Here is a 13,292-nt window from a genome sequence, read left to right as displayed (position 1 = left end):
CTATAAAAATAGTTTGTAAACTAGCTTTATAGTTTTAACTTTATGTAACAACAATATAATTCATTATGAGAGAATTAACAAAAGCAGAAGAGCAGGTAATGCTGATACTTTGGGAATTGAAAGAAGCGATTGTGAAAGACGTGATTGACAAAATGGAACCGCCAAAGCCAGCTTACAATACCGTTTCTACCGTGATTAGGGTTTTAGAAGGAAAAGGCTTTTTGGACCACAAAGCTATTGGTAATACGCACATTTACTTCCCTATTATTAGCGAAGAACAATACAAGCATTTTGCTTTTGACAAGGTGATGAACAACTATTTCGAAAATAGCTACGAAAGCCTGGTATCATTTCTTGTGAACGAAAAGAAGATGGATATGGCTCAGTTAGATGAAATTATTGCAATTGCAGAACAACTTAAAAATAAAAAGTGATGAATTGGCTCTATTATCTTTTGGAAGCGAACCTGTATTTGGCCGCCTTCTACGTAATGTACAAGTTGTTGTTGCAACGCAGTACTTTTTATAATAGTAATCGATATTTTTTGATATTGAGTGTTGCAGCGGCATTTACAATACCTTTAATGCAATTAGGTTTTTTGAAAGCGCCAATACCGCTAGAGGAAGACTTGACATCTTACGAAATCCCATTGGAACCTTTAGAAATTGTAACGGTTGCAAAAACACCAGCTTTAACTACCCAAGACTATATTCTTTACGGCTATTTGGCGCTAGCTTTATTTTTAAGCTTGAAATTCCTCATTTCGATTTCGAAAATTGTTAAGATTTATTTACGCAGCAACAAAAGAAAACTGAACAATTACACTTTAGTTGAGCTAAGCGCTGAACATACCGCTTTTTCGTTCTTCAACATTTTATTTATACACCCAGAAATGGCGAAAAATAAGGCTGTTTTGAAGCACGAAATCATCCATATTAAACAGAAACACAGCTGGGATATTATATTGTTGGAACTCTTAAAAATCTGCTGTTGGTTTAATCCGGTGGTTTATTTGATGAAAAAAGATTTAACGCTTTTGCATGAATATATCGCCGACGAGAAAACCACTACCGCAAATATCTCTAAACATGAATATGCGATGTTTTTAATCGAAAACTCGATGGCTGCCTATTCATCCTCACTTGTCAATCAATTATTCAATCAATCAATATTAAAAAGTAGAATTAACATGTTAAACAAAGAAAAAACAGCAAATTGGGCTAGGCTCAAATATTTGCTGGCAGTTCCGCTTGGAGTAGGTTTGCTTTGTGCATCTACACTTGGTTTTAGTAAGAGTTACGGTTATTTAGAAATTGGCAAACAAAAACTCGCACAGCAAAAAGTACCTAAAAACAAACAAGAAAAACCTGTGTATTATCCAGAGCATAGGTACGACGAAAAAAACAACTTCATTTCATTAGAGAAGCGAGCAATTATCGTTAATGGAAAAGTAGTAGCAGACAAAAATAAATACTACGGTGTTGCAGAAGCTGATGAAATTAAATATCTCAATAGTACTGAAGCGACTAAAAAATATGGTAGTAAAATTGGAAAAGATGGAGCGGTAGTAATCACTGGTAAAAATCTTGTGGGTACTCCTCCACCGCCAATGATGCCGGTAGCCGCACCCGCAAGTCCACCAAAAGTTAAGAAAGACCAGATTAAATTTCCAACCACCTATTACCCTAAATATAAACATGATAAAGACGGCAATTATATTTCCCTAGAGGAGCGCTTAATTGTTGTAAACGGGAAAATCATTGCTGATAAAAATAAATATCATGGCACTGCAGAAGCTGATAAAATTATTTTTCTAAATCGTAAAGATGCTATAAAAAAGTACGGTAGTGAAGAAGGAAAAAATGGGGCTATAGAAATTTATGGTGAAAAAGCGGTTTTTACGTTTCCACCTCCAATTGTAAAGAAGGACGCTAAACGTAATGGTTTACCAAATTTATCTCCAAACCCACCAATAATTAAGAAAGACCAGGTTAAATTAGCTCCGCCAATTGTTAAACCCGACGAAAAAGTAAATAAAACCGATAAAGCGAAACTAGCTGAAGAAATCGAAATAGCTGAATTATCTCTTAGTAAAGAGAAAAAGCCTCAAGAAATTGAAATTGTTCCAACAAAACATTTTGAGGGCGTAGAAATAAAGGAAGGAAACAGGTCTAGATTGGATATTAAACTCGACAAAGTAGAAGAGTTAAAAATAGCACCCACAAAAAAAACTAGAACTCTTAGATTAGCTCCTACATCAACGCAAAACAAAACGGGAGCGATAAAAAAGGTGAACGGTATTAAAGATAAACCCGAAGCCACCACAGCGAAGCCTACATTGGAAAAAACAGACAACGTTTTTAGCAAGGCTTGGACACTTTACAAACCAAAAGTAGAAGAAAACAAAGACGATAAGTGTTAATTTAACTAACTATTGCGGCACGTAAACCACGTATTTAGTGTCAAAGAATTCTTCCTCAAAATAAGCTGAAAGTGGATACAATTCTGCTTTCAGTTTACTTTCTTTAATTTCCTCGGCTAAATCGCCACCTTTCAAATAAAGAATACCGTTTCTAATGGCATTGATATTTTCTTTAGCGAATTTACCACGCACCCAAGGGTAAAACTCGCCCAAGCGAGTTACCGCTCTCGAAATCACAAAATTATATTTATCAATAATCTGCTCTGCCCTACTGTGCGATGCCTTTACATTTTTTAAACCCAACGCAGCAGCAACTTCAGTAACAACTTTTATCTTTTTCCCGATAGAGTCTACCAAATGAAAATCAGTTTCTGGGAAGAGAATAGCTAGCGGAATACCTGGAAAACCACCGCCACAACCTACATCTAAAACCTTTTCTCCAGGTTTAAATGTGCAAAACTTGGCAATACCTAACGAATGTAGAATATGACGTTCGTACAATTCCTCAATATCCTTTCTAGAAATCACATTAATTTGCGAATTCCATAAGCTGTACAAATCAAAAAGCTTTTCAAATTGCTCAATTTGCGTAGCACTTAAATCTTTAAAATACTTGAAGATGATATCTGGTTTTACCATATTAACAGTTTTCAGTGGGCAGTTGGAAGTTTTCAGTTCTCAATTTTCAGTTTTCATTCAATCAACAATTGAACAATTCAGCAATACAACAATAATTATACGTTCAAGCCTAAATCATTTCCAAGCTACTTTCTTCACAAAGATAGACAGAATAGCGTTAAACACTAAGAAAACCATCAAAATGATATCCAAAATTGGGAACCACCATCTCAGTTCACCGTAATTTAACCGCTTTAACAATTTAGGATATACGAAACACCGCACAATTAAACTCAGTAAGAAAACCCCGACTGCAATAAAGTGCGTACTTGGGAAACAAGCCAGCGTAATTGCCAAAGCGTAAAATGCAAATTGTATTGCTATCTGGGCCGAAAGAATAAATTTATGCTTCGCTTTGTAGAAATTACCAGCTCCAACATGTCTCTTCTTTTGGCGCAAATACGTTAAAAAAGATGTTTTAGGTTCGCTCCAAACGTGTGTGTCTTTATGAATTTGGATTACAGTATTTTGAGTTGTAGCATTAGCATTCACAAATAAATCATCGTCTCCAGATGGAATATGCATGTGTGCCGCAAAGCCTTTGCTCTTAAAAAACAGCGATTTTTGATAAGCCATATTTCTGCCCACCCCCATGTAAGGCATCCCTTTTAGCGCAAACGACAAATAATTAACTGCGGTAAAAAATGTCTCGAAACGAATTAAAGCATTCAACAAACTGCGTTTCTTAAAATACGGCGAATAGCCAAGCAAAATCTCCACATTATCATCGCTAGGTTTTTGCATCCCCTGCAACCAATTTTTAGACGCAGGCTGGCAGTCGGCATCTGTAAAAACCAACCAATCGTGGCTTGCCGCCTTAATGCCCATGGTTACTGCGAATTTCTTGCCAGCAATAAACTTCTCACCCTCTCTTACATGCACCACTTTCAAGTTGACATATTGCTTTTCCAGCTCCTCCAACAAATCTGCGGTACCATCCCATGACCTGTCGTTTACCACAACCACTTCAAAATTTGGGTAGTCTTGTTCAAAAACGCTTGGAAGGTATTTTTCAAGATTTTCTCGTTCGTTACGGGCACAGATAATTACCGTAATTGGCGCAACGCTAGCTACAGGCAGCTCATTTACATGATAGCTCGCCAATTTCAAATGCACTCCAAGCACATAATATAGATGTATCAAAAAGCAAAGGCCGAGCGCCGCAAGCAGACAGATTTCGAGTATGTTAAATTCCACGATGTATTTTAAAGCCAGCAAAGGTAGTTAATTTGACCTGTTGCCGCTTAGTTTTTTAGATTTTGATTTTGAAAAACATTTGCAGCCGCTTTTCGGTTCCGTCAGTCCCGCTTTCCGCTGTAGCCCTCGTTCTCTAACGCTCTCTCGGGGCTGCCGCTTTAATCGGGTTTAGTTAAAAAAAACTGTGCTGCTAGCACGCTTTTACACCTATAGTAGATAACTACAGTAACGCAAAATTCACCTCCACAATGACCGAGAAGACCTAAGAAGCTTAAAAAACTGTACAAGTTTTGCCAATTAAACCCGATAGCAGCGGATCCCGATTTTTCATCGGGAGAAGCGGATAGCGGGACTAACGCAAATAGCATTTCCACATTTGCTTTTCAAAAAATTTCACAAGCTTGAAACTTTTCAACCTTACAACAATAAATCGTACTTTTGACGGATTTTTGAAGCGGAAGAACACACATGAAATTCGATTTACAGGCAAAAGACCCAAATTCTAAAGCTAGAGCAGGCGTAATCAGCACGGCTCATGGCGACATACAAACACCAATTTTTATGCCTGTAGGCACTGCTGGAACAGTAAAAGCAGTGCATCAAAAAGAATTAAAGGAAGATATTAAAGCCCAAATTATCTTGGGCAATACCTACCATTTATACCTTCGCCCGGGATTAGATATTTTAGAACCAGCCGGCGGTTTACACAAATTTATTGGCTGGGATAAACCTATTTTGACCGACAGTGGTGGTTATCAGGTATATTCTTTAAGTAAAGTGCGTAAAATTAAGGAAGAAGGTGTAACATTCCGTTCTCACATTGATGGCTCTAAACACTTGTTTACACCAGAATACGCTATGGATATTCAACGTACCATTGGTGCGGATATCATTATGGCGTTTGACGAGTGTACGCCCTACCCATGTGACTACAAATACGCTGCGAACTCTATTAACATGACGCACCGCTGGCTAAAGCGCTGCTGCGAACGTTTTGATACCACAGAGCCAAAATACGGCTACGACCAAACACTTTTCCCCATTGTACAGGGTTCTGTTTACAAAGATTTGAGAATGAAATCTGCAGAATTTATTGCTTCGATGGGTCGTGAAGGAAATGCCATTGGTGGACTTTCTGTTGGCGAACCTGCTGAAGAAATGTACGCGATGACGGAGGTAGTTTGCGACATTTTACCTTACGAAAAACCTCGTTATTTGATGGGTGTTGGTACGCCAGTCAATATTTTGGAGAATATTGCGTTAGGTGTAGATATGTTTGATTGTGTGATGCCTACTCGTAATGCCAGAAATGGAATGCTTTTCACCAGAAATGGGATGATTAACATTACCAATAAAAAGTGGGCAAACGATTTCTCTCCTATAGATGCGGACAGCGATTTACTGGCCGACCAAGTGTATTCGAAGGCTTATCTGCGCCATTTAATGCACAGTAAAGAGATTTTAGGCGCTCAAATTGCTACGTTGCACAACCTTCATTTTTATTTATGGTTGGTAAACGAAGCTCGTGAAAAAATTATTGCTGGCGAGTTTTACGATTGGAAAAACAAAATGGTTACTATCTTAGGGACAAAACTGTAAATGGGGTTCTTAAAACGACGTTCGAAAATTATTGATGCCTATATTATCGGCAAGTACTTGGGTACTTTCGTGTACACCTTGGCGGTTTTCGTTGTTGTTATCGTAATTTTTGACCTTTCGGAAAAGCTTGACGATTTCTTAGGAAATGACATGACGGCTTGGGAAATAGCGACTGAATATTACGCTGGTTCCATCCCATTTTATGTAAACATGCTGTCGCCGTTAATGAATTTCATTGCGGTAATTTTCTTTACAGCAAAAATGGCCGACCAGACTGAGATTGTGCCTATTTTAAGTGGCGGTGTCAGTTTCAACCGTTTTTTAAGACCATACTTCATCTCGGCTTTTATCATTTTCTCTATCAATTTAGCATCTAACCTTTTCATGTTGCCTTATACCAACAAGATTAAAAATGCTTTTGAAAATCAGGTAATTAAAAAGAACGACCCTTATACAAAGTCGAATATTCACATGAAAATAGATGAGAATACCTACATCTATATTGACAATTTCGATAACCGCAGCAATATTGGCTACCGTTTTGCCCTAGACCGTTTTAAAGGCGATGTATTGGAAAAAAAACTGATTGCAGAGCAGATCAGTTACGATTCGGTAAAGCATGTTTGGAAACTGACCAATTACACAAGCCGTAGCATCAAAGACCTGAAGGAAAGTATGGTTTATGCTAATACCAAAACAAAAGACACGGTTTTGGATATGAAACCTGACGATTTTTCGGTATACGATAATGTGGTAGAGAGTATGACAAGTAAAGAGCTTTCTGAAAAAATTCAGAAGGAAAAGATTAGAGGCTCTGGCGTAATGAACGATTTACTTTTTGAGCAGTACAAGCGCTATATACAACCATTATCTGCATTTGTACTTACGTTAATAGGCGTTGCGCTGTCATCTAGAAAAGTACGTGGAGGTGTCGGTTTACCATTAGGAATAGGCATTGTCTTAAGTTTCTTGTTCATCGTATTGAACCAATTTGCCAAAATGTTCTCTACTAAAGGTGGCCTACCGCCTTTATTGGCCAATTTATTACCAGTGCTGATATTTGGCTGCCTTGGACTTTATTTGCTGCGTCGAGCCCCTAAGTAATACCCAAGAAAATTCCTTATTCAATTTCTTTAATATTTATTTACCGATCTGCACTAGGTAACTATCCGAAAAAGCAGTAGTTTTATTCCAAATTGGAGTTAAATTATAGGTTAAAGATGTCCATATTCTTCACCTGAACTAAATATTTCATTAGAAAACTTAGATACACGCCATTATGCGCTTACCAGTAATTGATTTTTTAAGAGGTTATTCCATTTTTACAATCGTGGTTTTCCACTTATTTCAATTATTTCCGTTACAGGGAATGGCTGCAAAAGCAATTAATTTCGGTGGTTCAGGTGTTCACGTATTCATATTATGTTCTGGTTTTGGCTTGTGCCTTTCGCAGCTCGGAAAGCCTTTAAGCTACCCTCAATTTTTGAAAAAACGCTTTTCCAAGATCTATTTCCCGTATATTATTATCGTTCTGATCTCGGCTGCCGTACCGTTAATGTACGATTATAGCGATAGGATAATGGCTACCCTAAGCCACATTTTCTTGTTCAAAATGTTCAACGAGCGATGGATTGGGTCTTTAGGCTATCAATTGTGGTTTTTATCGATGATTATTCAATTTTATGCTGTATTTCTACTGCTGTTTAAGTGGGTAACAAAACATAGATGGAAAAGTGTAATCATCTCTTTGGTTATCAGCTTACTTTGGGCTACGGTAGTTTGGTATCTGGGCAAATCAGAACTACGCATTTGGAATAGTTTCTTCATCCAATACCTTTGGGAGTTTGTTTTAGGGATGATGCTTGCTATTAAATTCAAGGAAAATCCTTCATTTATTAAAATTCCTGCCGTAAAATATCTTATCGTGTTAGCTATTATAGGCATTGCACTAGTTGGAATTAGCGGTGTTAAAGGCGGAATTTTCAAATTATACAACGACATTCCATCCTTGGTAGGCTACCTAAGTCTAGCGCTTTTGGTGTATACCATTGGCACTAAAATCACTTTCATCAATAACTTTTTCCTGTACACCAACAAATTTTCATACGAATGGTATTTGGTACACACCTTAGTTTTTATTACGGTGTTCTATTTCGCCCAACAGGCAGTTCCACTAGCTATTACCGGCTTGCTTGCTCTAATTTTAAGCTACGTACTATCCATTGGTTATCATCAATTATTAAAAAAGTACTTGTATAGCAAACTTTAACAGTACTTTAGTAGCGATTTACGCTAAAGACAATGCCTAAAATTGAGCTTGAAACGATAATTAATGCACCTATTGAGATTTGCTTCGACTTAGCGAGGAGTATCGACCTACATCAAATTTCAACGGCTAACACCTCCGAAAAAGCCATTTCAGGCGTAACCAGAGGCTTAATAGGTTTAAACGAATATGTAACTTGGGAAGCCGTTCATTTTGGTGTTAAACAACAGCTTAACTCAAAAATAACTGCCTTTAACAGACCTTATTATTTTGTAGACGAACAAATCAAAGGAGCATTTAAAACTATTTACCATCAGCACAAATTTGAGGAAGTTGACGGTAAAGTATTGATGTTAGACATATTTGAATTTAGCGCTCCTTATGGCATTTTGGGCAGAATTTTCAACGTTCTTGTCTTGACCAAATATCTCAAAAAACTGTTACTCCACAGAAATGAGATTATTAAAAGCTACGCTGAAACCGACAAATGGAAATCAGTTTTAGATGAAAAACAGCACCAAATTACCTCAAAATCTCGTTAGCAATCTGCATTCTTCAGGTGATATAAATTGGAAGGTAATTTTATTTATTTATCAATTTTTGAAAACATAAATAAGTTAAGTTTCATTAAGCCTTTGCTATCCTTAATGTTTCAAAAAAAAGACAACATCCCCCTCTACTTATAGCAAATTGACACCGCCAAAAGGCGATGTTGGCACATGTAAAAAGACCAATTTTCAACACCTAAAATTGTCAAAGCAGGTTCAAAAAACAAACCAAACCACCATACAAATTACCTGAAACAACGTGGCAATCTAAGCAGAAATTAGATGCTAAAAATCCCAAGCCACAAACACTATCTTGTAAAAACACCATAAAAAAACCTATCATAAAATTTAAATAAAATACACTAAGTAAAATATTTAAAATTGATAAGCTCTAGATCTCTCACAGCTAAAACCAATGAGATTACTGCTAAACATCCAAACGATTTTTTAGCAAATTCCTCAGATTTTTTCGACTACTGAGCTAACAATCTCTAAAAAAAGAGAAGCTTATTTCCGAATATTTTTCATACACTTTTTAAAAATGAAAGATTTTTGTCCAGAAAAAACAAGCAAAATAGTGTACAACTATTATTCAAAAATAATGCTATCTTAGAATATTGATTTTCGGGAAAATTAGCGACTCAACAACGTATTAATAATAATAAAAATGAAATTGATTACTTCTTATATATAATTTTTAAACACATGAAAATCAATAAAATAAATAAATCACATAAATTTAAAATTAAAATAAAGCAAGATCATCAGCAAAGCTAAAAACTAAAAATTTTAGCAAACATTTTAATCAACACAACATTAAAGATAAATAAAATTGAAAATCAGATACTTAGCAGCTATTATTTTAAGTTTTACTTTTTCAGAGTGTTTTTCTCAATTTTTTGATGAAAGCCAAACGCCACTTAGTGTAAAATGGAGGCAAATTGATCATCACGGGTTTAAAATCATCTACCCTTCCCTACTCGAAAAAGACGCACAAAGAATGGCACTAACCTTAGGTCGTATCTACCCTACCGTTGGCAAAAGTTTGAATGAGAACAAAACTACCATTCCAATTGTGCTACAGAACCAAGGAACCACCTCAAATGGCTTCGTTCAGCTTGCTCCAAAAAAATCACAATTATACACTATCTCACCTCAATACTTCGACAGTCAGGACTGGCTAAACAACCTAGCCGTACACGAACTAAGGCACGTAGCCCAGTTCAACAAGATTACCGGAAAGTCGGGCTTCCCCTTTCCAGAAGAAGTCTACTTTGGCTACATTGGAGCAAGCATGCCAATCTGGTTTTTAGAAGGCGATGCCGTGAGTACTGAGACTGCCCTGACCTTCTCGGGAAGAGGCCGACAACCCAACTGGATCATGCCTTTCAGAACATCACTTTTAGAAGGCAAAAAGATCCCATATTCTAAAGCATATTTTGGTTCAGAGAAAGACGTCACTCCGGGTTACTACCAACTCGGCTATTTAATGAATTCGCAGCTGCAAAAAGAGTTCGGAACAGATATTGGAGACAAGCTACTTTCGGATATCAACAAAAGACCGTTGAGACTTTATCCATTTTCTCAGAGCTTGAAAAAATTCACCGGAAAAAACACTAAAAACTACTACCTACAAACTTTAGAAAAGTTAAAGCAAGATTGGGCAAATCAAGCTGCAAAAAATAAATCTATCGATTACGCCAGCCTGAACAAAGTGACTACTTACGCTACCAGCTATCACTTGCCAACTTTATTGCCGAACGAAAACATCTTGGTGATCAAACAAAGTAAAAGCGAAACTCCAGGGTTTGTAAGCATATCGCCAGATAAAAAAGAAAAAACTTTACTTAAAATCGGCTATCAAGAACAACCTTGGTACAGTTACGGCAACAACACCATTGTTTGGGACGAAAGACGCGAAGACCCACGCTATAAACAGCGCAGCTACAATGTTATCTGTATTTACAACCTAGAAACAGGCAGAAAACACCAACTGACGCACCGAACAAGATTATTTGCACCTAGCATTTCTGGAGACGGCAAAAAATTAATCGCCGTGAACATTGATTTGAGCAATCAACACTCTTTGGTAACGTTAAACTTAGTAACGGGAAAAATCATAGACAGTTTAGCGAACCCAAAAAACGAACAACTGCAAACTCCTTCGTTAAACTATGATGGCAGTAAAATCACTTGGATCAGCGTTAACGAAAAAGGTAAATCTCTTTGGTTAAAAGACAAGCAAAAAACGGAAGCTTTAATTAGCAACACCAGACAGCAACTTAACAGACCAATATTTTTTGGTGATAAAATCGTTTTTAACGCCCATTACAGCGGCATCGACAACATTTACAACATAATCCCCGCGACGAAAGAAATAAGTGCGCTAACAGCTTCAAAATACGGCGCTTTTAACGCTAGCTTATCACCAAATGGCAAAACCCTCATCTTCAATAACTTTCAAGTGAATGGCTACGAAGTTGCAAAAACTGAGGTTACACCTACTCCTGTTCAAGAAAACAGCTTCATCTATTACGGGCAAGAAACTACGCAAGCAGATTACGTATTTGCAGAAACACCTGCCGATACCACTTTTGTTTCTAAAAGCTACAGCACGTTAAAACATCTATTCAACTTCCATAGCATTAGCCCTACTTCAGATGATGCTGTAGAACGTGTGGGCTTGCAGTTAAAATCAGACGATTTATTGAACACCACAAGTTTTTACGCAGGTCTCACCTACGAAAGCTCGTTGCGCCGTGTAGAATATAGCGCAGGCTTTAGGTACAAGGCACTTTATCCCATCCTCAACATCAATTACAGAAATCGTCCTCGTTTAGTGAATTACCGCTACCAGGGCGCTATACGTCAGGCAAATTTTAGGGAAGATTACACCAGCCTCACCGCATCGCTGCCATTGAGTTTCAACTCGTTCAACCACAACTTTAGCTTTGTTGGCGAAACCGGAACCTACTATGCCAAAAGGCACTTCAATGCTGCAGACGCCAATCGCTTAATCAACGCCATCGACTTTCCAATTACCTACCGAATTGGCTTGAACCATCAAATACGCAGGGCCGAACGTGATATTGCACCAAAATGGGCGCAAATCTTGGAGTTTAAGTACCAAAGTGCACCATTCGACCGAAATTTGAACGGACAGCTTTTCGCTTTCGAAAGCTATTTTTACTTCCCCGGATTTGCCAAAAACCATACTTTTTTGGCTAGCTTCAACTATCAAGAAAACAGCGGAAGTTTCCGAACCGTTAACGATATTCCCGTGGTTTACGGCTACAATCAAATTGCTGCCAGAAACCTACTTAAAAACAGTTTGCTCTTAAATTACCGCTTCCCTTTTCTGTTTCCAGATCTCGAGATCGGCCCCTTCGCTTACGTCAGAAATGTGCGTGCTACTGTTTTCAGCCACTACGAAAATATTGGCCAACAAACCAATTTTACGCAACCTAAAACTTTCGGATTAGAACTCCGCAGCGATATGAACCTTTTACGTTACCAACCCGTTGCCGATGTAGGTGCCCGTTTAATTTTCGTCGATAAAATTTACAACCAAAACCCTATCTTCGAACTGTTGTTTAATTATTATTTTTAAAACTATGTCGGGCAAAACCATATCCATCATCATACTTACCATCTTATTAACCGTATTTTTAATGGTCAATAACGATGCTGTAGAATTCAATTTCATCATCGGCCAACCTGTCGAAGTGTCTAAACTCATCGTTATTGGCATTTGCATTTTAATTGGCTTTATTTTAGGCTTTATCGCTGGCCGACCGCGTAAAACGTTTAGCAGCTACAATGACGAAGTAGAAAGAAATCAGGCTATGGAGCAAAAAAGTACTTTAAGCGACGAAGACAGAGATTACATTAGTTAATTTATTTGAAAAGCAATCTCAGTAATTCTTCGGTTACGAAAGTCCTGCTTTCTGTTCAATCTTTTTGTTCTAGCCATCCTGTAAACCTAAGGCATCAAAAATTTACTTCTCAATTGCGAAATCAATAGAATCTGTATTAAAAAACAAAAAGTATTTCACTTCAATCAGGTTTATACAACAAACAACACCTTACAAACATCACAATGAAGAAATTCTTTACCACCATTATTTTCGCCGCCATTGCTATATTTTCGCAGGCCCAAGAAAAACCCAAATACGACGAAACTTTAGCTAAAAAATTAGGCGGCGACAGCTACGGCATGAAAATGTACGTATTGGTAATGCTAAAAACCGGAAGTAACACCACCGCCAGCAAAAAAGAAACCGACAGCCTGTTTAAAGGTCACATGGCCAACATCGAAAAACTTGCCAAAGAGAATAAGCTCATTGTTGCTGGCCCATTGGCTAAAAACGATAAACAATACCGCGGCATCTTTATCCTCAACACCAAATCAATTGAAGAGGCCAAAGCTTTGCTACAAACCGATCCAGCAGTTAAGGCAAAACTTTTAGATGCAGATGTATTCAATTGGTACGGCTCCGCCGCATTGCCAGAATATCTTCCCTACCACGATAAAATTCAGAAAAGCCAATTTTAGCACTGCAACATTTCTATTAAAAAAGGT

Annotated in this window: 11 protein-coding genes; 9 read left to right on the top strand and 2 right to left on the bottom strand. The window is 37.5% G+C overall.

What is annotated here, in order from left to right; genetic code table 11:
* Nucleotides 1-65 precede the first annotated feature (65 nt).
* Nucleotides 66-434 (top strand): BlaI/MecI/CopY family transcriptional regulator, encoded by a 369-nt coding sequence (locus AC23ME_RS14635; protein WP_487728520.1) that lies wholly within the window; start codon nucleotides 66-68, stop codon nucleotides 432-434.
* Entirely contained in the window at nucleotides 434-2,422 is a 1,989-nt protein-coding gene (locus AC23ME_RS14630) for a M56 family metallopeptidase (protein ID WP_487728519.1), read from the top strand. Before AC23ME_RS14635 ends, AC23ME_RS14630 begins: the two co-directional genes overlap by 1 nt.
* A gap of 9 nt (nucleotides 2,423-2,431) precedes the next feature.
* Here the strand turns inward: AC23ME_RS14630 and rsmG are convergent, their stop codons facing one another.
* Both rsmG and AC23ME_RS14620 read right to left on the bottom strand, forming a co-directional pair.
* Complete coding sequence (rsmG, locus tag AC23ME_RS14625) at nucleotides 2,432-3,061, bottom strand: 16S rRNA (guanine(527)-N(7))-methyltransferase RsmG (RefSeq protein WP_487728518.1); 630 nt, start codon at nucleotides 3,059-3,061, stop codon at nucleotides 2,432-2,434.
* 114 nt (nucleotides 3,062-3,175) lie between these two features.
* Nucleotides 3,176-4,297 carry a glycosyltransferase gene (locus tag AC23ME_RS14620; protein ID WP_487728517.1) on the bottom strand — a complete coding sequence of 374 codons (1,122 nt, stop codon included), beginning with the start codon at nucleotides 4,295-4,297 and terminating at the stop codon, nucleotides 3,176-3,178.
* Between the two features lie 468 nt (nucleotides 4,298-4,765).
* Here AC23ME_RS14620 and tgt point away from each other — a divergent pair, with 468 nt between their 5' ends.
* From tgt to AC23ME_RS14585, 7 genes are all read left to right on the top strand, one after another.
* Nucleotides 4,766-5,896 (top strand): tRNA guanosine(34) transglycosylase Tgt, encoded by a 1,131-nt coding sequence (gene tgt / locus AC23ME_RS14615; RefSeq protein WP_487728516.1) that lies wholly within the window; start codon nucleotides 4,766-4,768, stop codon nucleotides 5,894-5,896.
* Nucleotides 5,897-7,000 (top strand): LptF/LptG family permease, encoded by a 1,104-nt coding sequence (locus AC23ME_RS14610; RefSeq protein WP_487728515.1) that lies wholly within the window; start codon nucleotides 5,897-5,899, stop codon nucleotides 6,998-7,000. It abuts the gene before it with no gap.
* A 175-nt stretch (nucleotides 7,001-7,175) separates the two neighbouring features.
* Nucleotides 7,176-8,165, top strand: coding sequence for an acyltransferase family protein (locus AC23ME_RS14605; RefSeq protein ID WP_487728514.1), 990 nt, complete (start codon nucleotides 7,176-7,178; stop codon nucleotides 8,163-8,165).
* A 32-nt stretch (nucleotides 8,166-8,197) separates the two neighbouring features.
* Nucleotides 8,198-8,704, top strand: coding sequence for an SRPBCC family protein (locus AC23ME_RS14600; protein WP_487728513.1), 507 nt, complete (start codon nucleotides 8,198-8,200; stop codon nucleotides 8,702-8,704).
* Between the two features lie 838 nt (nucleotides 8,705-9,542).
* On the top strand, nucleotides 9,543-12,320 hold the full coding sequence (locus tag AC23ME_RS14595; RefSeq protein WP_487728512.1) for a TolB family protein: 2,778 nt from the start codon (nucleotides 9,543-9,545) through the stop codon (nucleotides 12,318-12,320).
* 4 nt (nucleotides 12,321-12,324) lie between these two features.
* Nucleotides 12,325-12,606 carry a LapA family protein gene (locus AC23ME_RS14590; RefSeq protein ID WP_487728511.1) on the top strand — a complete coding sequence of 94 codons (282 nt, stop codon included), beginning with the start codon at nucleotides 12,325-12,327 and terminating at the stop codon, nucleotides 12,604-12,606.
* A 203-nt stretch (nucleotides 12,607-12,809) separates the two neighbouring features.
* Nucleotides 12,810-13,265: a YciI family protein gene (locus AC23ME_RS14585; protein WP_487728510.1), complete on the top strand. Its 456-nt coding sequence runs from the start codon at nucleotides 12,810-12,812 to the stop codon at nucleotides 13,263-13,265.
* The last annotated feature ends 27 nt before the right edge of the window (nucleotides 13,266-13,292 follow it).

The organism is Pedobacter sp. T50_32, from assembly GCF_057652195.1.
This window is presented reverse-complemented; position numbering and strand designations above follow the sequence as displayed.